This window comes from Nostoc sphaeroides (genome assembly GCF_003443655.1).
Classification (GTDB): domain Bacteria; phylum Cyanobacteriota; class Cyanobacteriia; order Cyanobacteriales; family Nostocaceae; genus Nostoc; species Nostoc sphaeroides.
Window position 1 is genome coordinate 4435109 of record NZ_CP031941.1, and the last position, 22210, is coordinate 4457318.

The following is a 22210-nucleotide window of genomic DNA, read 5'->3' on the forward strand; positions in this document are numbered from 1 at the left end:
GATGGCAAAAAATTGGGCGATCGCGATCGGAATTAACCAGTATGATTATCTGCAACCGCTAAACTATGCCAAGCGGGATGCACTGTTAATGCAAGAGTTTTTGAGCAATGAAGCCGGATTTGAGCGGATATTTTTCTTCTCTGATGACTCTCCTCCTGTTGACGGAAAATCTACTCGCCCAACTCGCACTAACTTGCTGCGAGTCTTGCGACAGTTATTTGACAATCCCTTTATGGGAGCAGGGGATAATTTCTGGTTTTTCTTCAGTGGTCATGGGATGAGACACGCTGGCCGTGATTATCTCATGCCCTGTGATGGCGATCCAGAGGATGTTGAAAGTACGGCAATTGCGATTAACGTTGTGACTGAACGTCTACGTCGTTGCGGTGCTGATAATGTTGTCCTCATTCTCGATGCTTGTCGTAGTCTAGGTACTCGTGCTGGCGAAGGCATTGGGCGACAAACCGCAGAACAAGCACGTCAACAAGGAGTTATCAGCATATTTTCCTGTAGTCCACAGGAGTATTCTTATGAAATTGAGGCTTTACAACAAGGTGCTTTTACTACTGCACTACTAGAAGGGTTAGGAATTCAAGGTAAATGCGCTACTGTTGAACGATTGGCTGAGTATCTCAAGTTTCGTGTGCCTGAACTGGTTCGCCAGCATAAGAATACAAACCAAACGCCTTATGTTATTGCTGAACCTGTGGATAAATCCCACTTAATACTTGTGCCACGATATGCAACTCAAACAGATATCGCCACGCTGAAAAATGATGCTTACCAAGCGGAAGCTGACAGGAATTTAGATTTAGCAGAGCAATTATGGATTCGGGTATTAGCTGCGGCTTCAGGGCAAGATACGGTTGCGATCAAAGCAATTCAAAGAATTGAAAGGTTGCGGTGGGAATCTCAACAACCATCTTCACCACCTCGTCCTATTATTGAAAATTCCATTAAGGGAATCTCTATAGTTGAAAAAAATCCCTTAAAAACTTTTCAATTTGAAGTGGTTACGGTAAATGCAAAAGGAGATATCACCAATCGCCGTAATGAGGAAGCGAAATATTTTGCAGAAGATTTAGGGAATGGTGTCACCTTGGAAATGGTGCAGATACCAGGGGGAACCTTTATGATGGGTTCGCCAGAAGGGGAAGCAGAGAGACTTAAAAGAGAAAATCCACAGCATCAGGTAAAAGTGCCTGGGTTCTTCATGGGGAAATATGCAGTTACCCAGGCACAGTATCAAGCCGTTATGGGGATAAATTCTTCTCATTTCAAAGGTGAAAAACGACCTGTAGAACAAGTTATTTGGGATGAGGCGGTAGAGTTTTGTAAAAAGTTGAGTCAGAAGACAGGAAAAACCTACAGGCTATCCAGTGAAGCCGAATGGGAATATGCTTGTTGTGCTGGAACCAAGACACCGTTTTATTTTGGCGAAACAATTACCACAGATTTAGTTAACTACAACGGTGACTATCCTTACGGCTCTGCACCAAAGGGCGAATATCGTAAACAAACAACAGATGTAGGAAAATTTCCGCCTAACTCTTTCGGTTTATACGATATGCATGGTAATGTATGGGAATGGTGTGAAGATGTGTATAATGATAATTACATAGAAGATGCGCCAAAAGATGGTAGTGCGTGGCTTATTGGTAAAGATAATGACATAAAGCTGCGGCGTGGCGGTTCTTGGGACAACGTTGCCTGGAATTGCCGTTCTGCCAATCGCGGTAGGTACGCGCGCGCGCATCGTGACAACTTTGTTGGTTTTCGCGTGGTGGCGGTGGCTGTGGCGTGAGGATTCCTTGCTCTTTACCCTCTTCCCATTTTGCCCTCTACACTTCTTTTTCTTTTCCCTTCTTATTCCCTCTCCGCCACAAGCGGATAAAAAGTTTTTTTTCTAAAAGCGGTGTATTGATATCAAAACTATTATACACTACATTTTATCAAATTTCTCACTTAGTTTGAGAGTTTGAGGATGGGGCAGGTCGATTTTAGCTGCTGCGTGGCGGTAGTTGGATCAACAATGCCCTGTTTTGCCGTTCTGCCAATCGCAATAGGAACGCGCGCGCGAATCGTAACAACAATGTTGGTTTTCGCGTGGTGGCGGTGGCTGTGGCGTGAGTACTCCCCAAAGTCAGAGTCGGTAAGTGGGAATTTATCGAGCGTACACCAGGGAGTCCAGACCTGAACCAGCGAGGAAGGCGACAACCTCCGAATATAAAACCGAGTCGGATAGCTTGGTAGGTTGCAAAACCGAACAGTTGTTCGACTCAATTAATTTTGCGAGTAATTAGTAGGTTGGGTTGAGGAACGAAACCCAACATTACCCATTACAATACCCAATGCTGATGTTGGGTTTCACGACCTTTAACCCAACCTACAATTTCAGTAGTAATTCGTAGGTTGGGTTGAGGAACGAAACCCAACATTACCCATCACAATACCCAACGCTGATGTTGGGTTTCACGACCTTTAACCCAACCTACAATTTAGTAGTAATTCGTAGGTTGGGTTGAGGAACGAAACCCAACATTATCCATCTTCGCAACGCTGATGTTGGGTTTCACTTCGTTTAACCCAACCTACAATTTCAGCTACAATTTAGGCGATATCTACTCTTTACCAATATCAGAGTCAAATACAATTTCTTGCCCAGCACCCCACGTAATATCATACATACCCTGACGAACAGAACGATGAAAACTGGAATATTCCCAATCTTGTGGAGCTTTCACTAAACCATGTTTGACAGGATTGTAGTGAATATATTCAAGGTGATTTTTAAAATCTACCTCGTCTCTAATCAAGTGTTCCCAAAAACGACGCTGCCAAATACCTCGCTCTTTTTTATTTTGCCTAGAGGTAGATAGGTTTTCCTGTGATAGAGTAATGCACTGGCGACTAAAATAGCTTTTGATCAAACGCCAACGAGTAGAAAAATTACAATCGCCCTGTGGTAATCTCCAAATACAGTGCAGATGATCCGGTAATAAAACAAAGGCATCAATTATAAATGGGTGTTGTTGCATTACATGCTGAAATATATTTCTCAATAAAGATACGTTAGTAGGTAAGCATAATAGTCTTTGTCTTTTATGTGTTACGAGTGTAAAAAAATAAGTGCCACTTTCGATTGTGGCTCGGCGATATTGCATTGAGTTAATTTTATGATGGTTATATTTCGGGCTTTATTCCAAAGTATTGGTTATAAAGGATAGCGTCAACTTATTGTTTTTGAGATGTGAGTTAAGAAATGAGTGAGGGGCAATCTAATAAACTAAAGTAGATGTTGGGTTTCGTTCCTCAACCCAACCTACGATTATGATTTAGAGTTTGACGATACCTTTAGTCTATCTGCGATCGCACTCAGCATCTCCATCGTAATTGGTGCAGCAGTTGGCAAGATTTGTATACCTCATAACCGCATAGCTTGGAATCAGAATAGCAGGTAAGGGGAAAATATCAAACCATCTATAGCAATCCTAAATGAGTTGTGAAAATCGAGAGACTCAGATCCCCGACTTCTCAAAGAAGTCGGGGATCTTATTGTTCACGACTGATTTAGGACTGTTTGGTTTACTACTGGGCGTGGTTTCTTGCGGTCTGACCTGCGCGTTCCACCAGCCATCCCATATTCATCACTATTTTTGCCATAGTGAGATGCAACATTCAATAGCATTTGCTCAGAATAAGTATTCAACTCTCGTTCTGCTTCTATTAATGCATTGTGTGTCTTATCTACTATTATTTGCGCTTGATTATAAGCGGCTAACTTTTCTCGTAACTCAATTAGTTTAGTGTTGTAAGTAGCAATTGAAAACCCATTACTAAAGTCTAACTGAGGGTTAATTGTCTGCATTCCTTCAATCCGTCGTTCAGCTTTAGTCAGTGACATGGAGTTTCGTTTCCGTTGCATATAGTTTTCCTATTTGGATTTATTTATAAATAACCCTGACTTTATACACTGAGTTATTTATATATCATCAAGATACGCAACAAGCAGATGCACCAGCCACAGTGAAGTTACAGAATTATAAAAGCATTGGATGGCATTAGCCAACTAGATAGATGCGGGTATATTTGCTGAAATTTGTTGAGAAAAGCTGGTTTTGATGTCGCAAATGCAGGTTTTGATGTCGCAAAAGCTAGTTTTGATGTCACAAAAGCTGGTTTTGAAGTCGCAAAAGCAGGTTTTGAAGTCACAAAAGCAGGTTTTGAAGTCGCAAAAGCTGGTTTTGAAGTTACGAAAGCTAGTTTTGATGTCGCGGAGATTTATCGCGTCTAAAAAACTGACACGTTCAAGAGACGCGATAAATCGCCGTCTCTACAAAGACAGATTAATCTCATTAAGCACGCGCTTTTGGAAGGTAGGATTAAACAACTAGAACAGTTTCAGCGTTAATGTGAGCCATCTAACATAGATGATATCAACATTTGTTCAAAAACTTTGGAAAGAGCAGTTTGAAAACGCTGACGATGCTTGAGTTTGAAAAAAGGTCGAACTATTTCTGCGTAGGCGTAGCCCAAACTAGGCATCACACTATTACCCTCTCTGTTATTAATAACTCGAATTGCCCGCAGAGTTCCCAACTGGATTTCTTTTTTTACCATCAGCTCAGAAATTCCAATTGCACCGACACCATCTTCGATCGCGGCTTTTGTCATCTCTCCACTATTGAATACTAAAATTACATCCAGTTCACTGAGATTGATTCCCCAATTTTGTAGGGCTTCCTCAAACCTTTGCTGGGTTCCAGAACCTGGTTCTCGCATCACCCAAAGGGTTTGAGTCAATTGGGTTAAGTCAATTTCTCCCCACTCAAACCAAGGATGTTTTCGACCTACTACAATTTGTAAGCGATCGCTCCCCACTATTTCGTACTCTAAAGTACTCTGAAGTGCTGGCTTCACATCTCCTTCCACCAAACCCAAATCAAACTGTCCTGTCGCCGTTCCCATACAAATCTCTTCTGTATTGGCAAGGCTACAGTTAATCTGGATACCGGGATACTGACTTTTAAACTCACTAATCTTGCTTGGTAGCCAGTAGTTACCAATTGTCAGACTTGACCCTAATTTCAACTCACCCCGTTGCAGATTGTTCAATTCCCGCAATCCCCTTTCAGTTAAGGAAACTTGATCGAGAATTTTCTGTGCTTCTACTTGCAATAATTTACCAGCCTCAGCAATCTCGATATGGCGGCCAATCCGATGGAACAGTTTCACACCGTATTCTTGCTCTAAGTTGTGGATCGCTGCACTGACCGCAGGTTGTGTAATATAAAGCTCCTCTGCTGCGCGAGTAAAGTGTAAGTGCTGCGCCACAGCCAGAAAAATTTTTAGCTGCTCAAGCGTCATTCCTGCCATTTATGGTATCCCTACAACTTGGTGTCAAATTTTTAATCACTTTCATTTATCATTTTGACAAACAAAAGCATTTGATTCTATCGGTTAGTTTGACTAAAGTATAAATCAAAGCTTCGGCACGGACTCAAACGACCAAGTAGGGAGCAGGGGAAGCAGAGGGAGATGTGGTTCGACTTCGCTCACCAACCGGGAGATGGGGAGAGAACATAATACTAACTCCTAACCCTTCTCTACGAGACGCTGCGCGAACGGCAGGTGTTACAGTGAGCTTGTCCAACTGCTCAGGGCATCGCTCCTAACTCCTAACTCAGCACTCCTAAGGCCCAATGCACCATGCCCAAGCATGAAAATAAGGACTTCCACAAATGAACGATTTAGTAACTGCAATTACCACAGGGATTACCGCATTCACTGCGACCAACATCGATGATATTGTGATTCTGACGTTGCTTTTTTCACAAATAAATAAAACGTTCCGCAGTCGTCACATCCTTGGTGGTCAGTATCTCGGTTTTGCTGCATTGATCATTGCTAGCCTTCCCGGCTTCTTCGGTGGACTAATTATACCGCAAGACTGGATTAGACTACTTGGTTTAATGCCAATAATCATTGGTGTGAGTAGTTTACTAAAACGTGAAGAAGATTCACTCATTGAAGCCGAAGAAGAAACCGAAGCGTCTTGTCCTTCTGTAATTGCCAGTTTTATCTCTCCGCAAACATGCAATGTAGCTGCGATCGCCTTTGCCAATGGTAGTGATAATATTAGCGTCTACGTGCCCCTGTTTGCCAACTCGGAATTAGATAGTCTGCTAGTGATACTAAGTGTATTTTTTACAATGGTGGGTGTATGGTGTTATACCGCTTATAAGTTAACTTATTTGCCTGCGATCGCTAACTTTTTAACAGAGAATGGCAATACTTTTGTGCCTTGTATATTGATTGGACTCGGTATATTTATTGTTACAGAAAATGTTACTTGGACTCTTTTATCTGTAGTTTCTAGTTATATATTTTCATTGATTTTAGGTTTCAACACTCAGCCGTCGAGTGAAGAACAATAAAAACTAAGTATCTAAGAAGAGGTGCATCATGGATTTTCTCACTAAAATGAATTCTAAACTGCAAAATATCTTACCTATCAACAGGAGTCAAAACATGAAAATTTGGAAATCTCTGCTAATTGTCTTAATGGTTTTGGTGAATCTCGCCTTTGCTCAACCTTCTTTTGCTGATCGACCAAAGTTTAGCAAAAACCCTGACTATATCGAAGTCACTAAAGCTCTGAAAGAACTCTCTAAGACAAAAGATGCTCAAACTCAAGTTGAAGGTCTTACACCAGAACAAATTCAAAAGAGAACCGAAGAATTAACATTGCAAAAATATGCTTTAGAGACGGGAATCAACTGGGGTCAATGCGACAACCAAACAGGTAATACCATAGCTGTATATGGCAAAACACCAAATGATGAAGAAGATGAAGATGCTGTATACGACAATAATCTGTATTTTTTAGCTAATGGTCAGTCCACCAAAAACAACTGGGATTGTGATGGCATCTATCTAGCGAATGATGTTAAGGTAGCAAATTTCACTTCTAGTCCTAATGGGCAAGGTCAAGAATTGACAGGGCCGGCTGCTCTAAAAATACTTGATGGAACTCAGTTGGTGATTAAGACGAATCCAGATACTGGTGCGATTGACTTAAATGTTCCGACTGTGAAAGTTGTTAACAGCAAAACGGCTAATTGGTTTATCCCAGATATATCGCAGGCTATCATAAATACACGAGTTACTAATGCACCTACCAATCAGTCTTGAGATAGAACTGCATAATCTATTTTTGAATGATTGTTCTCAATTTAAATAGGGTAACAGCCAAAATAAGAGGATAAACAGGACACGCACTAGTGAAAAACCTCTCTGATATTGGCTGTTTTTTTAATTTATCTATCCTCAATCTTAGGCTTGTTTTATTTAGATATCTGCATTAAAATAAATTTTGAGAAAAATGTACAATCATAACAAGTATATTTCATTAGCGCAACTATTGCGCTGGGTGCAAATCATCTGGAAAGAGATTTGCTATTACTTCCGTATTTTTTTGATAAGAGCCGCTTTGGGGATAAGGGTGTTATTGATGCAGTTAAAATTGAAAGCTACAGAAGAAGATAAAGATAAAAAAAAGGCAGGACGACTGAATCCGTCTAGAGTCAGAGATCACTTGGCAAATGAGCGTACTTACCTCGCTTGGATGCGGACAGGGATTGCTCTTTTAGGTTTTGGTGTCGTCATCGTGCGTTTGCGTGCTTTCCAAGTACCTTTGATACCCCGTCCTGGCAACGGCTGGAAGTTAGGTTTAGTCTTCTCGCTGGTGGGTTTGATTACGGTGTGGCTATCAACGGCACACTATTTTGCTGTCCGTCGTGATATCGAAGAAGATACTTATGAACCGACAGACCGATGGGTGTTGCTGTTCAGTCTCGCTGTGATGATTCTCGGCGCTGGAGTAATCTATTTTGTTTTTACAACTTCTTTAGATCCAACAAGTCCAGTTATTGCAGAGTAACACAGGCTAAATCCTGGTGTACCAATTACAATCGACCGATTGCACTTACCAGAAGTAGTCACCAAGCTCCTCGCGCCGTGGAAGCCCCCGGATTTATCCGTGGGGGTAAGGCGCAGGCGAATTTATTCGCCTTTCAAAAAATATTCGTCACCTGTGATATAATCGTACTTATGGAACAAGTACTGACACTGGTTTGCAAGCTTAATCCCACATCTGAACAAATCGCTCAAATCGAGACGACATTGAAAGCGTTTGCGGATGCTTGCAACTATGCTAATCAGCAAGTTAAACCCCAGATAACAAGTAAAACGACCATTCAGAATATGGTCTATCAAGACTTGCGCTCGATGTTTGGGTTGTCTGCTAATTTGGCAGTCAGGGCTTGTGCCAGAGTAGGAGCTAACCGCAAAACTGCTAAACAGAAGAATAAGCCAGTCTTGATTTTTAAACCAACTAGCGCTGATTACGATGCTAGGATTTTTGCTTTTAGAGAGAAAGATTGGACTGTAAGCCTTACATTGTCTGAAGGCAGGGAGCATATCAAATTGGATGTGGGAAACTACCAGCAAGGTAAACTCAAAGGTAGAAAACCAACATCGGCACAGTTGTGCAAACATCGGGATGGTTCCTACTACATTCATATTCAAACTAAGGATGAAGTTCCTGAGCCACTTAAACCAACCAATGTTATTGGTGTGGATTTTGGGCGTAGGGACATAGCCGTAACTAGCAATGGGGACAAGTGGGACGGAAAACAAATAGACGAGGTTCGAGATAGATACGCCAAAACTAGAGCTTCTCTCCAACAAAAAGCTTTTGATGAAAATTCTAAATCACAAAGACGCGATAAATCGCCGTCAAGACAATAATTAATCCTTTGTCTTGACGGCGATTTATCGCGTCTTTTGGCTTAACCGAACCGTATTGGGGGCTGCTGTACCCATTTTAAAATTTATGAATTATGAATTATGAATTAATAATTATTTGTTCAATACCACTGCTTTGCTGTCGCCAAAACTAGTAATAAATTAAACTTTTCAAACATCCTCTAACTTGGGATGTGCAAGCTTTTCAAAATATAACTAGATAACTCACAAAATCCTTCCCCTTCGGCAGCGTTAGTAATATAAGCAGGGAGATATTTCAACTGATTCACATATTCAAGTACGTTTGCCACGCCTACAGAAATAGGAAAATAACGCCGATCAAATAAACTTTCATCATTGGGGCTATCGCCAACAGTAATAATTTGTTGTGGTGAGTACTGGGGCAAATATTCGCGCAATACTTGCAACAATCCCACAGCTTTATCTTGCCCTTGGGGTTTAATGTGACACTGCACATTGCTATAAGTAAAACCCCAACCCATTTGTTGACAGAGATTGTCTAGGGTTTGTAGTTCATCTTGACGCAAACCAGCTACATCAAAAGTCCAATCGGTGATGCGAAAGCGATTATCAGCAGATTCTTGGATTTGAGGAAATTTGATTTGTAAATTCTCAAAAGTTGTAGCCAAGTGCTGGCGATGTTTAGCTAAATCGGGAATGGGTGTTAAGACTACTGGTTTCTGGTTTCCAGGTGGAAAGTACAAACCGCCATTTTCTGCCATAGCACCTGCCACTGGCATAATCGCACTCAATCCACTCACCCACCCAGCAGAACGTCCTGTGACAATCAACACCTTAATGTCAGCTGCTGCTAAATCCTCTAAAGCTTGCAGCAGTGCAGAAGTAAATTTTCCTCGTCTAGTCAGGGTGCCATCCATATCTGTGGCTATCAGACGAATATTGCTCAAGCTTGTAGATGAAAACTCAGACAGGGCAGGGATGTTCTGATGTCTGGACATAGGTGGTTTGTAAAAGGCTGTAAAAAATATTAATCATACAGCAAGATGGCATGGAAAATTTGGGCATCCTAAACATCAGGAGTCAAGTTTTTCAGTTTCCAACCATGCCCACTTCGATATTTCTTGCCCAAACCCCAGGAAAGCCTAAAAAAGCATCCCAGGAAGTGCCAGCAAGTAATCCTCAAATACCAGTATTATTGCTGGCAACTTCTGGAGGACTGGCTTTAGCGATGATTGCTTTGATTGTATATGGTAAGCTCCAGAAGGATAAGCTGGAGAAAAAACTTAAGTTTGAACAATTCCGTGCGCGAGAATTAGAGAAAAAGTTTAAGCTGGCGCTGGAAACAATTCGCAAAATGGAAACTAATCCCGATTTGGTCAACTCACGGGACTTTAACCTGGATTATCTGCGGATGCGGATGGCAGAGGAAGTGTTTCATTTTGCAATCCTTAATCAAATCAAGATTCAGATCAAAGAAAAAGTTACTCAAGCCCTGCGTCCAAATCAAGCACAACTTGGCTCAGTCGGAATTGCTAATAGCGCTGCACGGCAAGTAGATGAAATTTTTGATGTAGAGTATGAAACTGGTACTCCGCCGAACTGTGCTAAAAGAGTACTATTTCGGATTCAAATCCGGTTAATGAAGTTACCGACGCAAGCGACTTCTGCAACTATTAGTCAAATTATTGACTGTATAGAAACTTACCTAAGCCCTACGGAAGACGAAGATAGTTGGCAACCAACAATTCAAGGTCGGATTGCTACTATGCAGTGGGATCAAAAGGCTAAACCTACGCCTCTACTAGTTCTGGAGCAATCAAATGAAGGCGTGAATGTGACTTTTCGTACTAATCGCCAATCAAATACCCCAAGTTTACCAAACCAACCTGGAATGAAAAAATCAGGCTCGGCTAGACAATAAATTATGGTTGTCATTAGTCATTAGTTATTAGTTATTAGTCATTGGTCATTAGTCATTAGTCATTAGTCATTAGTCCTTTGTAGATACAAGTGACCAATGACAAAGAATGATCCTTATGAGTAAAATGGCTATGTTTATTTGCGTCATAGCTTAATTATCAGTTGTGATTTCTCACTTTGGAATCATGACTGAATAGCTGTATTGGGGGAATTACGCGTTAAAAGACCATCTTCCATTTCTACGATGCGATCGGCAATGTCTAAAATGCGGTTGTCGTGTGTCACTAATAAGATAGTAGTTCCCTGATTTTTGGCCAGACTCTGCATTATTTCCACAACATCGCGTCCTGATTGTTTGTCTAATGCTGCTGTTGGTTCGTCTGCTAGCACCAGTGGGGGACGATTCACTAAGGCGCGTGCGATCGCAATTCTTTGTTTCTGTCCACCAGAAAGATTGTCTGGGTAGTAATCAACTCGTTCTTCTAAACCAACAGACCCCAGCATGGCTTTTGATTTAGCCACTGCTTCTGTTTGAGAAATATTATCATTCAATTCTACCGCCATTTGCACATTTTGCTTCGCTGTCAAGAACCCTAGCAAATTGTGAGCTTGGAAAATATAACCAATATTGCGTCGCATCTGCACCAGTTTGTTTTGACTGACGCCAACGAGTTCTTCACCTAAAAATTTTAAACTTCCCTCTTGTACAGACCGCAAACCACCAATTAAGCTCAGTAATGTGGTTTTACCTGAACCTGATGGCCCGGTCATAATTACAATTTCGCCTGGATAAATTTCTAGGTTGATGTCAAATAATATCTGTTTTCTCAGTGACCCTTTGCCATAGTAGTGGTTAAGATTTTTAATGGCAATTACAGGTTCTTTTTCGAGCATATTTTTATTAGTTACAAGTTAATATTTTTGAAACGTAACTGTAGTGTCTACCAAAAATCAAGCTTTCTTAATTATTGATTATAAACTATAGTTATCAGCAAGAATTTTTAATTAATGTTGACTTAATTAAAAGATATCTGCTGGGTCGGCAGAACGTAATTTTCGGACTGCGATCGCACCAGAAATAATGCACATTAGCATAGTCAAAATCAACACCATTACCGCCCGATCAAAACTCATAAAAACTGGTAAAAGTGTTGCATCTCTGGCACTTTTATACATAAACAAAGCAAAAACTATACCAGGGAAATAACCTAAAACTGCTAATAATAAAGCCTCTTGAAGAATTACTGTCAATAAATAGTTTTGTGTATAACCTATTGCCTTGAGAGTAGCGTACTCAGCTAAGTGATCTGCAACTTCTGTATAAAGGATTTGATAAACAATCACAGTCCCCACAATGAAACCCATGACAGTCCCTAATGTAAAAATAAACCCAATAGCTGTACTATTTGCCCAATAGTTCCGCTCAAAATCAATAAATTCTTGCTTGGTTAAAACATTTACTTCATTAGGTAAATACTTTCGTAATTCTTGGGCAACAATATTAGCATCAGCTCCCGGCTTTAATCTAATTAGCCCAATATCAATTAATCCTTTTTGACGATTGCTGAATATCCGCAGAAAGTTAATATCACTGGTAATTAAATTACCATCTGCGCCAAATGATGCACCTAATGTAAATAGTCCTTCGACTTTAATTCGCCGCCTTCGCACTTCTGCTGTTACAGTCTTTCCTTGGTCATAATTAGCAGCAATTGGGCCATATTCTACTCTAGAAGAACGGTCAAATAGAACTACATCAGGCAGTTTAAGTTTATCTAAATTCTCCTGAACTCCAGGTAAGTTAACTATGTTAGTCTCTGGGTTCATGCCAAATATCAGAATACTACGAGGACGGCCTGTTACAGGATTTTTCCAGATTGTAAAGTCCAAATATATCGGATGTACTGATTGGACTGCGGGTAACTCTAAAGCTTTATATAATCGCCGTTGAGAAAAGCTCCTCATCGCCAGAACAGCGCTAGATTGACTGTTAATTAAAACAATATCGCCCTGTAAGCTGCTATGAAATCGAACGTTACTATAATATAAGGCATCTCGAAAACCGAGTTGCATAAACATTAAAATATCAGCAAAGGAAATTCCTGCTAAAGCCACAGCTAGGCGAGTTTTTTCTCTTGTCAGTTGTAGCCACGACAGAGGTATTTTTTGACTCATTTTATATGCATCCAAGCACAGTTAAAAATTTTAGATTTTTCATTGAATCTATTCGTGGTATTTTTTACCGAATTTATAAAGTCTTTGGACTTGACAAAAGAGCCGTTTAAGAGCATTGTAAATCCAAAATATCAAATCAGTAATTGATATGAATGCTCACCTATAACAATCCTATGTGAGTTTTGAAAATTACTTTTTAATCGAACCACAGAGGCGCAGAGAACACAGAGAGAAGAATCAACAAAAACTTTCACAAGTGATTTAGGACTGCTATATAACTTGATTAGTTATTAATATCGACAACAACTTTGGCGTAAGTTAAACCAGAAACTTTCTGACTATCTTCTGGAGATAGAGCAATTTTCACTTCTACGACTCTGGCATCCACATCTGCTGCTGGATCTGTATTCAGCACATCTTTTTTACCAATTTTTCTGCCAATTTCAGTAACAGTTCCCTTTAATTCGCCGCTAAATGCACCATTATCGCTGCTGATAGTGGCATTTTGACCAATACGCACTTTACTAATACTGTCTTCGGCGACTTCTGCAATCACAAACATTTGGCTGGTTTGTCCAATTTCAGCAATGCCATTTGCACCGATCGCTTCGCCTGATTTGGTGTAAACTTTTAAAATCTCTCCAGCGATTGGTGCTTGAACGTAGCTTAACCTTAGTTCTGCTTCGGCTTTTCTGATATTTGCGATCGCATTACTAACTTGGGCTTGCGCTACTTGCACGTCGGTAGGACTAACGTCTAAAATTCTGCTCAGTTTGGCCTTTTCTTCATCGATTTGTCTTTGCAAAGTTGCTACGGTTTGATCACGGTTAACTTTGGCTTCGATTAGCTGCTGTTGCAAAGTTGCTAAATTTTGTATTTGGGTAGCTCTGGCTTCGGCAATTTGCTGTCGTAGAGTTGCCAATGTTTGTTTTAGCGTAGCTTGGCTTTCCGCCACCTGTTGATTAGAAGTTACTGCACTCAAGCGTCTTCTGTCCCGCTCTTGCTGAGAAATAGCACCTTCTCTGTATAAAAAATCATAGCGTCCGGCATCGACTTGAGCATTGCGCTGTTCGGCTCGGATACGTGCAAGCGTTGCTCTAAGAGCATCTCTTTGCCCACTCAGTTCAGCTTCTAAGCGATTCACGGTTGCTTGTTGGACAAGTTTATCACCACTTAACTGAGCTGCAATCCGGGCGATCGTTGCTTGCCCTGCATTCCTTTCGCCAATTAACTGTGCTTGTAGGCGAGCAATAACTGCTCTTTGGGCTTGAATATCTCTTGGAGATCCAGCCCTAATTTGCGCTAAATTCGCACGGGCTTCTTGCACTTTCGCTTTTGCCTCTTGTAGTCCGGCTATTTGAGTATCGCGGTTATCCAAAATTGCGACAATTTGGCCTTGCTTTACCTGTTCACCCTCTCTCACCAAGAGTTGCTGAATTCGTGACGATGGTGCTAATCCTGATGATGGGGCAGACAATTTAACAACTTCGCCTCGCGGTTCCAAACGCCCAACAGCACTAATGCTATTGGTAGATGGCATTATGGGGACGGATGTAGTTAGTTTTCTTAACTGCTCGATTTTAGCTGTACCTAGTATCCCAGCCGCGATTACTATTGGCACAGCTACAGCGATACCCCACCAAATCTTAGGTTGTTCTTGATTAAATGCCTGCTCACTTGGCTTTGGCTTTTCAGTCACCCTTGACATAGTATGTTGCCCATTTACCTGAATTGTGCTGATGGAAGTAAAAATAAAAAGGTTTTTAATCAACAGCCAGCCGCTTAGGACAAACAACAGTGGTTTAAAGTTTAAAATCCATTGTGTGATAAACGCTCAACACTATGGCTTTAGGGAACTCCAAAAAATAAATTATTCCACATTAAAGTCGTTGACTGTTGACTGTTGACTGTTGACTGAAAACTCGTGAACCGTCAACGGTCAACGGTGAACAATAGCAATGGAATATTTTTTTACTTGGAAGTCCCTTATAAAATGGTGTTTTCTATAGTGCTTCTCGTTTGTATGCAATACATTTTGACCTCACTTCCATTCCTCTCTCCTAAAAGGAGAGAGGCTTTGAATATTTCTCCCCAACGCTAGTAGGGAAGGGGCTGGGGGTTAGGTCTGTATTGAAACTGAGAAACGCTATAGTAGCTGGCTATTCAATAACTCTGAGTATTATTGAGACATGAGTGCAATGGAAGTTAGCAGAATTCACAAACAGTATGAATCTCAGGGCTATTTCGTTCTAAATATAAACCGCCCAGAACTAAAGTTCTTTGGCTTTTAGCTCAAGTCCACTAAAGTGGACTAAAAGCCTTTCTTAGTCGTCTTTAGACGAATGAATGCTATTAGCCTCAGAATTTATTCTAAGGCGGGCTAGATGAGAATGAAATAGCTCTGGTATGAATCTAAATGTAGAGAGGCGATGTATCCTGTCTCTACACAAAATCCTAAATTGGTATGATGCGGTACTGTACTGCTACATTGACTATTGAAAAGAAACGTCAAAAATAGACTGTTGCCTTTGCTGGATACAATCTTGGTACAAAAGTTAGTCTTCCTTAAGTGAATCAAGGATTAATTAACTAAAAAATATCTGTCAACTTGAGCATTTCTAACATTAGAGTTTCCTTAACTTTCTGGTCAATGAGTTAGCTGTCTCTAGTTGCTTGCACCTACCAAGACAACAAACCATTTTTTTGTGATATTGCGCTTCAAAGACCTACTATTCTCCCTGCTGCTGTTTTGGAACTCCATTAAACTCTCGTTGAATGAATTCTACATTTATCCATTACGCGAAAACGTAACAGAGCCTACAGATGGGGGAGATCGGGAAAATGGGGGAGATGATTAACTAATTTTGGGGGTTTAAGTTAAGAGCAACTAACAAGCGACAAGTTTTGTAGCGGGGTCTAAATCCCTGTTACAAAACTAGAACTTACGCATTGACAAGAAATACCAAATATGAATAAAGGTTAAAAACCATATCTTTCGTAAGGGCACAGCAATGCTGTGCCCCTACAGCATGGTCTGTTTACGTAGTTTACCGCCGTAGGCATCACACGATAATTAAGAAAAGCCTAAAACAACCTATTAATCGTTCATGCACATCACTATGCATTTGTACAGTGCGTAAGTCCTAAAAACTTAATTACGTTAGCCAGGGCTATTTCGTTCTAGACATAAACCGCCCAGAACTAAAGTTCCAGGCTCATAGCAAAAGTCGTCTAAAGACGACTAATAAAAGCTTTTAGTCGTCTTTAGACGAATGAATGCTGTTAGCCTCAGAATTTATTCTGAGGCGGGCTTGTCGGAGAATGAAATAACCCTGACGTTAGCCTAGCGGTAGCGTTAGCGAGTCAGACACTCCTACGTCGCTAAGGCTTCTCTACGAGACGCACTCGCGTTCGCTATGGAGCATCGGAACGAGCGTTATTACGAATTACGAACTTGTACTGAGCGTAGCCGAAGTATTACGAATTATTTTAATGTTGGGAGGTCGAATAAAACTGTGGTCATGTAATTTTCTGCCCAAGCTGGGCCAAAGGCTTTTTCTAGTACGCGACGGGTTTTATCGTTTTGCTGCTGTTTGGTGCAGTAGTTGTGTTGTCCGGCGAGATTTTGTGTAACTTGTTCAGCTGAAACAGGATGTGAGGCGATCGCTTGCGTACAATGAATGTCTAAAAAGTCTCGCACCCGCGAGAGAAACATTGTTTCTTCTTCTGGAGAACTGGGGCGGACAAAGATGCAAAAATCCGAAAAAATATTTCCCCATTCAGGTAATTCACGGGGTTGGGAAAAGTTAAGTACTGTTAGCTGTGTGAGTGCAGAATTATAAGATTCTGGTAAGGTGCGTTCTAATTCGATAGGAGAAAGGTCTGCGATCGCTGCACTAATTTGACCTCTACCCCCAACTAAATCGCAACCAAACATCGGTAGGTTGTATTCTGGACGGGGAAACATGACGCAGTGCAAAATATCGAGCATATTTCCGATTTTTGCCAGTTCCAAGTGCATTTTTCGGAACTGGGGCGTTTGATAGCAACGGTTTTCAATCGTCAGTTTTTCGCCTTCTAGTCTACCTTCGACATACCCCAACTCATCAGGCAAATGGTAGGGCGATAAATCCAGGTGCTGATGCCAAGCTGCCTCAATACAATCAGCTAGCTGACGAATTAGGGGATGTTGTTGCTCACGCAGCGAGGGTATAGAAGTAAATGACATATTCTAGTTGGGAATGCGATCTATTGGCCAGTCTACAACCTGTCGTGCCACACCTGTTATGGTCTGCAATATAAGCAAACACTTGCACCCAGTCAACATGAAGAGTGCTGAGTTAAAAGCACTCGGCACTCAACACTGAGTAAGGTAAAGTTATAAGACCAAAAGGTATTAAAGTCGAGTATTAAATTACTGAGATTGATTTGGCTTCAAGTTGCGATCGCCCATTATGGTGATGCGGCAAAGCTGCCATTCCATGTTCTTCGGCACGCAGCTCTTGACCAGAGATTTCTGGCTCTTTAATATAGACCGAACTTAGTAAGATATTCAGGACTCCCCCTTCTTCAGCCTGACGCACAGCGCAATGCGTAATCAATTCACCGACATTCAGAATCACATTGTCTTCTGGATCAAGAATGACGCGGGTAACTGGACGACCCAGCGCAAGTTCAATTCGTTGCTTCCTCATCGCCCGTGTGCTACGTTTTTGTAGCATTTCTGCCTTCTGTTTCAAAGCTTGCCAGAAAGTGTTAAGGTTCTCTTGAGCGACGCTTGTCCCCTGGCGCAGTTGAACTTTGGTTTCTAACCATGTGTCACTTGTGGTAGAACGAACTGCGGTTGCCAGAGCCAGACCAGCAGCCTTGAGTAATTCTGCTTGTTTGCCGTAAGTCTGGGCACGAGCAAGGACGGATTCAGTTACAATCTGCCCAGATGCCGCAATAATTAAGCCATCGTCAGCACGCACCGTTTGCAGAATTCTGCGCCCTCTTGCCTGCTGCATCGCCTGTGCTGCCAGCCCATTAACAGAGTGACGTAGGTTAGCAGCACTGCTCATCGTTGCGCTGCCAATTCGATTGCTAGTAGATTCTGTTGCTGCTTGCAAATTGCGGCTGATGTTTGCAGTCAGACTGCCACCGGTAGCTCGATAGAGTTGATCAAGGATACCCATACGAGCGGCCGCTTCTGCATCAACTAGCGTGACTTCTTGCCCTTGTAGTAGCAGTACACTACCGTCTGGCGTTAGCACATCTCGTTCAACATGTTTGCCAATCACGTATACTTTTTGCTCGGCAGGGTCAACCAAATTATTTGTCAGGGAGGCAGCCGCATTTCGATTGAGGTCTTGCAGTTTGCTGCTAGTAGCATCAGTTGCGGCTTGTAGTTGCTCACCTGCATTCTGGTTTGCTGACTGTAGCCTGCGGTTCACGTTCTCTACTGAGCTTTGTAGTTGCTCACCTGCATTCTGGCTTGCTGACTGTAGCCTGCGGTTCACGTTCTCTACTGAGCTTTGCAGTTGCTCACCTGCATTCTGGCTTGCTGACTGTAGCCTGCGGTTCACGTTCTCTACTGAGCTTTGTAGTTGCTCACCTGCATTCTGGCTGGCTGACTGTAGCCTGCGGCTAGCCGTTTGAGCCGATTCTTGAAACCTGTCTTCAGTTGCTTGGACGGCTCCCCGAATACCACCGACCTGTTCTTCCATCATTTGAGCAGTTTCTGGAGGCACAAAGGCAACATCGTCACCAATTGTCAGTGCTTCGGGAGCAGGAACGAAAGATCGCCCGGAGTAAGCATCAGCAAATACACCGCCAGAAACTTCGTATCCTTCCACCAGTCCACTATGTTCATCGAAGAACAAATCCACCAGTCCACCAAGGTAAAGTCCCTCAGTGGTCAGAATTCTCGTTCCTCTGAGTACGATATTCTGGTGCAAAATCTCTTTAATTGCAGGGACACGATGTGCCTTAACAATAGATTCTTTTGATTTAACTATGATCGCATCTGACCCGATCGCTTGTACCTCTTGTAGGGGAATAACTTTTGCATCCCGAAACATTCCCTTCTCTTCAACCAGGAAACCCAAAAGTTGATTGCGTTTGTGATCAAAAATTAAATCTAGAATTCGCTGAATTTTCTGACCCTTGTCAGAGGTGACAACTACTTTATCGATCACATCACTACCTTTACGCATTTCTCTATTCCTCACAGTTATTATTGATTGGGTTGTCCAGTGACTTGTTCGTTGGTTGGCTGAATTTTTAGCTGAAAATATCGTCCCTCTCTGCCAAAACCAGGAACGATGTCAATAACGCCAAAGTATTCCAGGAATACCCCAAAGATGGCGACAAGGATGATCATAACGGTGATGTTTGCTCCAGTATTAGAGCGTTGTCCTACGAGTCTAGGCATTTTTTCCTCTTATTTATTATTGTTTTTTTATCGCCAAGCTAGCGGTGAAAATCAGACAAGTTTGTTTCCATATTAATTAGACTTACATCTCTATCTACCGACATATCCCATCGTTCACTTGGCTATTCAAAAAGAAATAAATTAAAAAAATATATTTCTCAAAGTCGATGTGTTCGCTATTTTTTATGCAACTTTTTTATCTATTTTGAGGAATAAATATTTTTATTTTTAGCTTTAATATTATTGTAGTACTTCCAAGATAATTTTAATTAATGTTTTATAAGCTATCGTTAAAAATTAAATTTTTCGCAAAAATTATAGAACTCATACGCTGTTCAAACGTTCGCTGAAACATGATTAGGACTTACGCAAAAAGGCAGGGAAACCCTTGATTCGCCGTAGGGGCAATTCATGAATTGCCCCTAAATTTCATACTAGAGGCGTAAGTCCTAATGATTTGAAACAGTATAGGACTATGATTTGATTTCTGAAAAAACTTGCCCTAAACTCGAAAAGCGTGATTCCATATTCCCTACTCCCCATCTACATAGATAATTTCAAAAATCAAATATGATTCCTATAGATTGTCAGACTAATTTTGGTTAGAAAATCACACAAAACTTAGGTTATAGCCATTTTCAACCCGGTGAGGTGCAGGTAAGCTGTTACGTATACAACTTGCATTATCAGGGCGGGCAGGATGCTCACCCCACAATCATCTTGAAAAAATATTAGTGCAAATTAAAGGCACAACAGCTTATGCAAACAGACGTAGCCCCTCTTTCCGAAGGGGGAGGAAGGGGAAAAATTCAAAGCCTCTCCCCTAGAAGGCTACGGTGTACACACAAGTATGACCAGTATCAATACGGTTCAGTTAAGGATTTTTGGTACTAATTTTAGACCTGTAGAGACGCGAAATTTCGCGTCTTTACCAAGGTTTTTGGGCTTAACTGAACTGTATTGTGACCAGTATAGGTTTCAACTCTTCTAGTAATTTTGTAGGGTGCGTTATGGACACGCCGAAATAACAAATGGGTTCGCCGAAATAACAAATGAGTACGCCTAAATAACAAATGGGTACGCCTAAATAACAAATGGGTACGCCGAAATAACAAATGGGTACGCCGAAATAACAAATGAGTACGCCGAAATAACAAATGAGTACGCCGAAATAACAAATGAGTACGCCGAAATAACAAATGGGTACGCCGAAATAACAAATGAGTACGCCGAAATAACAAATGCGTTTTAGCTTTGTCACGCCAGCGTAATGCACTACGAATCTTTGGTGGATGAAGTTTTTCCGACTTGTGCGTACACCGTTGCCTAGAAGGAGAGAGGAATGGAAGTGAGGTCAAAGTTGTACCTCACGCTTGTCGAGAACCGCTATAGTTATTAGTTATTAGTTATTAGTCATTAACTTTGGACAAAGGACAAACGACTATTGCCAGAAATCAGTTACATCGTATTCCAATTCCTCTAGCATGTGCCGTAGCAGGGGTAAGCTGAGTCCAATTACATTGGTGTGACAGCCTTCAATTTTTTCGACAAAGAAACTACCAAAACCTTCAATTGCAAAGGCTCCAGCGCACTTAAGGGGTTCACCTGTGGCAACATAAGCTTCAATGGCCTTGTCGCTCATTTGGCCAAAGTAAACTCTTGTAACTTGAGACTTGACTATAGTACGATTTTGAGATATGTCAATTAAGGCGTGACCTGTGTACAAGTCACCAAAGTTACCTTGCATTATCTGCCAACGGGCGATCGCATCAGTTGTGTCTGCTGGTTTACCGTGAATTTTACCATTGATAGACAAAACTGAATCACAACCCATAATCAAAGCCGATTCAAACTGTGGGGCTACAGTTTGCGCCTTATATTGGGCAAGAGTTTTGACCAATTCTGCTGGTTCACTTAGTTCAATTTGCGACTCATCAAAGTCACTAGGTCTAACTATCGGTTCAATACCAACAGTTTGCAGCAAGCGGCGTCGGGCTGGGGAAGCTGAGGCAAGTACAAAAGGTGGAATTTTCATGATATTTCTGACAAACTTCCTAATTGGGAATAGGGCATGGGGCAGTGGGCATTAAAAAGAGGCAGAGGGGCAAGAAGCAGCTTTTGCTGATGGAAAAACTGTTCTCCCTTGCTCCCTGCCCCCTGCTCCCCTGCTTCTTCCCCATTCCCCAATTAATAAACAGTAAAAGAATTTACAACCTCATCAATCATTCGTTTAACTTTCGGCCAGCGTTTTTCAGGAATTGAGGCGTTGAGGGTAAAAACTTTACCACGGCTAACAGCGACGCTGGCGATGTTGTGTCGTTGCTGTTGATTGGCAAGTTTAACCTCATACTCTAAAAGGTAGTATATTTTACCGTCTACTTCTCGCTGTGCAGCATTGACTAATTCAGCTGAACGACCAGAGTCAGGAGGCGCTAGGGCTGCTTTTCCCAACTTATATCCTACTTCTGTTGGGGTTCCCAATTCTGACAAAGTTTTGCCTTCTGGAACTGGGCTAATCACAACCGAAACATTTTCAGACACCTCAATCAAATCGTGGAAAACTACATCTGGGCCGTTGGCAACTTTAACTTGCAACCAGCCGTTAGGATATAAAAACTGATACCCATCATTAGTGTCTACAAAGCTTTTAAGTCCAGATGCTGCCGCTACATCAGAATTACTCAGGCTAAAGCTCAACACCAGTAGCAAAATTAATATAATTCGTTTCCACATTTTTACAGATTCCTTTGGGCTGGAGATAACACCAGGCTTGTATCATTTCTCGTTATTATTCTCCCACCAACCGGGACGCTTCGGATGATGCATTACATGGGGAGGGATGAATGCCCAAAGTCGGCAAATACTCCCTGATGTATCGCCTACTTAGAAAAGAACTGGCCATCGCCCTTGAGA

At 41.6% G+C, this 22210-nt stretch carries 20 protein-coding genes and 1 pseudogene; 8 read left to right on the forward strand and 13 right to left on the reverse strand.

Annotated elements, in window-relative coordinates:
- The first annotated feature begins 1 nt into the window (after position 1).
- Together D1367_RS19730 and D1367_RS19735 are read left to right on the forward strand one after the other, a co-directional pair.
- Positions 2-1804, forward strand: coding sequence for an SUMF1/EgtB/PvdO family nonheme iron enzyme (locus D1367_RS19730; RefSeq protein WP_118167887.1), 1803 nt, complete (start codon positions 2-4; stop codon positions 1802-1804).
- A 233-nt stretch (positions 1805-2037) separates the two neighbouring features.
- The gene (locus D1367_RS19735; RefSeq protein ID WP_244945027.1) at positions 2038-2130 is read left to right on the forward strand and encodes a hypothetical protein; all 93 of its coding nucleotides are present in this window, start codon (positions 2038-2040) and stop codon (positions 2128-2130) included.
- 491 nt (positions 2131-2621) lie between these two features.
- Here D1367_RS19735 and D1367_RS19740 read toward each other — a convergent pair whose 3' ends face one another.
- Complete coding sequence (locus D1367_RS19740; protein WP_118167888.1) at positions 2622-3164, reverse strand: REP-associated tyrosine transposase; 543 nt, start codon at positions 3162-3164, stop codon at positions 2622-2624.
- A gap of 395 nt (positions 3165-3559) precedes the next feature.
- Complete coding sequence (locus tag D1367_RS19745) at positions 3560-3925, reverse strand: hypothetical protein (protein ID WP_118167889.1); 366 nt, start codon at positions 3923-3925, stop codon at positions 3560-3562.
- A gap of 177 nt (positions 3926-4102) precedes the next feature.
- Between D1367_RS19745 and D1367_RS19750 the strand changes: the two genes are divergently transcribed.
- Entirely contained in the window at positions 4103-4294 is a 192-nt protein-coding gene (locus D1367_RS19750) for a hypothetical protein (protein WP_118167890.1), read from the forward strand.
- 113 nt (positions 4295-4407) lie between these two features.
- Here the strand turns inward: D1367_RS19750 and D1367_RS19755 are convergent, their stop codons facing one another.
- Positions 4408-5376: a LysR substrate-binding domain-containing protein gene (locus tag D1367_RS19755; protein WP_118167891.1), complete on the reverse strand. Its 969-nt coding sequence runs from the start codon at positions 5374-5376 to the stop codon at positions 4408-4410.
- A 365-nt stretch (positions 5377-5741) separates the two neighbouring features.
- Here D1367_RS19755 and D1367_RS19760 point away from each other — a divergent pair, with 365 nt between their 5' ends.
- Entirely contained in the window at positions 5742-6437 is a 696-nt protein-coding gene (locus D1367_RS19760; protein WP_118167892.1) for a cadmium resistance transporter, read from the forward strand.
- A gap of 94 nt (positions 6438-6531) precedes the next feature.
- Complete coding sequence (locus D1367_RS19765) at positions 6532-7194, forward strand: hypothetical protein (protein WP_118171588.1); 663 nt, start codon at positions 6532-6534, stop codon at positions 7192-7194.
- Between the two features lie 36 nt (positions 7195-7230).
- On the opposite strand, the pseudogene D1367_RS33365 reads toward D1367_RS19765, so the two are convergent.
- Positions 7231-7284 (reverse strand): annotated as a pseudogene (locus D1367_RS33365) (hypothetical protein); the annotation flags it as partial.
- 229 nt (positions 7285-7513) lie between these two features.
- Here D1367_RS33365 and D1367_RS19775 point away from each other — a divergent pair.
- Positions 7514-7942 (forward strand): YidH family protein, encoded by a 429-nt coding sequence (locus D1367_RS19775; RefSeq protein ID WP_118171589.1) that lies wholly within the window; start codon positions 7514-7516, stop codon positions 7940-7942.
- 170 nt (positions 7943-8112) lie between these two features.
- Positions 8113-8811, forward strand: a complete 699-nt coding sequence (locus tag D1367_RS19780) for a hypothetical protein (RefSeq protein WP_228674798.1) — start codon at positions 8113-8115, stop codon at positions 8809-8811.
- 179 nt (positions 8812-8990) lie between these two features.
- On the opposite strand, the gene D1367_RS19785 is transcribed toward D1367_RS19780, so the two are convergent.
- The gene (locus tag D1367_RS19785; protein WP_118167893.1) at positions 8991-9788 is read right to left on the reverse strand and encodes an HAD family hydrolase; all 798 of its coding nucleotides are present in this window, start codon (positions 9786-9788) and stop codon (positions 8991-8993) included.
- Between the two features lie 104 nt (positions 9789-9892).
- Between D1367_RS19785 and D1367_RS19790 the strand changes: the two genes are divergently transcribed.
- On the forward strand, positions 9893-10711 hold the full coding sequence (locus D1367_RS19790) for a hypothetical protein (protein WP_118171590.1): 819 nt from the start codon (positions 9893-9895) through the stop codon (positions 10709-10711).
- A 182-nt stretch (positions 10712-10893) separates the two neighbouring features.
- Here D1367_RS19790 and D1367_RS19795 read toward each other — a convergent pair whose 3' ends face one another.
- The 8 genes from D1367_RS19795 to psbP form a co-directional block, all read right to left on the reverse strand.
- Positions 10894-11604 (reverse strand): DevA family ABC transporter ATP-binding protein, encoded by a 711-nt coding sequence (locus D1367_RS19795; protein WP_118167894.1) that lies wholly within the window; start codon positions 11602-11604, stop codon positions 10894-10896.
- A gap of 126 nt (positions 11605-11730) precedes the next feature.
- Complete coding sequence (devC, locus tag D1367_RS19800; RefSeq protein WP_118167895.1) at positions 11731-12885, reverse strand: ABC transporter permease DevC; 1155 nt, start codon at positions 12883-12885, stop codon at positions 11731-11733.
- 283 nt (positions 12886-13168) lie between these two features.
- Positions 13169-14593 (reverse strand): HlyD family efflux transporter periplasmic adaptor subunit, encoded by a 1425-nt coding sequence (locus D1367_RS19805; protein WP_118167896.1) that lies wholly within the window; start codon positions 14591-14593, stop codon positions 13169-13171.
- 1776 nt (positions 14594-16369) lie between these two features.
- Entirely contained in the window at positions 16370-17113 is a 744-nt protein-coding gene (locus tag D1367_RS19810) for a phycocyanobilin:ferredoxin oxidoreductase (RefSeq protein ID WP_118167897.1), read from the reverse strand.
- 181 nt (positions 17114-17294) lie between these two features.
- The gene (locus D1367_RS19815) at positions 17295-19079 is read right to left on the reverse strand and encodes a PRC-barrel domain-containing protein (RefSeq protein WP_118167898.1); all 1785 of its coding nucleotides are present in this window, start codon (positions 19077-19079) and stop codon (positions 17295-17297) included.
- A gap of 20 nt (positions 19080-19099) precedes the next feature.
- Complete coding sequence (locus D1367_RS19820; RefSeq protein ID WP_118167899.1) at positions 19100-19297, reverse strand: hypothetical protein; 198 nt, start codon at positions 19295-19297, stop codon at positions 19100-19102.
- 1441 nt (positions 19298-20738) lie between these two features.
- Positions 20739-21332: a Maf family protein gene (locus tag D1367_RS19830; RefSeq protein WP_118167901.1), complete on the reverse strand. Its 594-nt coding sequence runs from the start codon at positions 21330-21332 to the stop codon at positions 20739-20741.
- A 152-nt stretch (positions 21333-21484) separates the two neighbouring features.
- Positions 21485-22030 carry a photosystem II reaction center PsbP gene (gene psbP / locus D1367_RS19835; protein WP_118167902.1) on the reverse strand — a complete coding sequence of 182 codons (546 nt, stop codon included), beginning with the start codon at positions 22028-22030 and terminating at the stop codon, positions 21485-21487.
- Between the last annotated feature and the right edge of the window lie 180 nt (positions 22031-22210).

Bases quoted from the DNA above. Each gene is read 5' to 3' on its own strand.
- D1367_RS19755 (WP_118167891.1), bottom strand. From the start codon at position 5,376: ATGGCAGGAATGACGCTTGAGCAGCTAAAAATTTTTCTGGCTGTGGCG.
- D1367_RS19795 (WP_118167894.1), bottom strand. From the start codon at position 11,604: ATGCTCGAAAAAGAACCTGTAATTGCCATTAAAAATCTTAACCACTAC.
- D1367_RS19765 (WP_118171588.1), top strand. From the start codon at position 6,532: ATGAAAATTTGGAAATCTCTGCTAATTGTCTTAATGGTTTTGGTGAAT.
- D1367_RS19775 (WP_118171589.1), top strand. From the start codon at position 7,514: ATGCAGTTAAAATTGAAAGCTACAGAAGAAGATAAAGATAAAAAAAAG.
- D1367_RS19805 (WP_118167896.1), bottom strand. From the start codon at position 14,593: ATGTCAAGGGTGACTGAAAAGCCAAAGCCAAGTGAGCAGGCATTTAAT.
- D1367_RS19790 (WP_118171590.1), top strand. From the start codon at position 9,893: ATGCCCACTTCGATATTTCTTGCCCAAACCCCAGGAAAGCCTAAAAAA.
- D1367_RS19780 (WP_228674798.1), top strand. From the start codon at position 8,113: ATGGAACAAGTACTGACACTGGTTTGCAAGCTTAATCCCACATCTGAA.
- D1367_RS19830 (WP_118167901.1), bottom strand. From the start codon at position 21,332: ATGAAAATTCCACCTTTTGTACTTGCCTCAGCTTCCCCAGCCCGACGC.
- D1367_RS19810 (WP_118167897.1), bottom strand. From the start codon at position 17,113: ATGTCATTTACTTCTATACCCTCGCTGCGTGAGCAACAACATCCCCTA.
- D1367_RS19815 (WP_118167898.1), bottom strand. From the start codon at position 19,079: ATGCGTAAAGGTAGTGATGTGATCGATAAAGTAGTTGTCACCTCTGAC.
- D1367_RS19745 (WP_118167889.1), bottom strand. From the start codon at position 3,925: ATGCAACGGAAACGAAACTCCATGTCACTGACTAAAGCTGAACGACGG.
- D1367_RS19740 (WP_118167888.1), bottom strand. From the start codon at position 3,164: ATGCAATATCGCCGAGCCACAATCGAAAGTGGCACTTATTTTTTTACA.
- D1367_RS19730 (WP_118167887.1), top strand. From the start codon at position 2: ATGGCAAAAAATTGGGCGATCGCGATCGGAATTAACCAGTATGATTAT.
- devC (WP_118167895.1), bottom strand. From the start codon at position 12,885: ATGAGTCAAAAAATACCTCTGTCGTGGCTACAACTGACAAGAGAAAAA.
- D1367_RS19760 (WP_118167892.1), top strand. From the start codon at position 5,742: ATGAACGATTTAGTAACTGCAATTACCACAGGGATTACCGCATTCACT.
- psbP (WP_118167902.1), bottom strand. From the start codon at position 22,030: ATGTGGAAACGAATTATATTAATTTTGCTACTGGTGTTGAGCTTTAGC.
- D1367_RS19820 (WP_118167899.1), bottom strand. From the start codon at position 19,297: ATGCCTAGACTCGTAGGACAACGCTCTAATACTGGAGCAAACATCACC.
- D1367_RS19785 (WP_118167893.1), bottom strand. From the start codon at position 9,788: ATGTCCAGACATCAGAACATCCCTGCCCTGTCTGAGTTTTCATCTACA.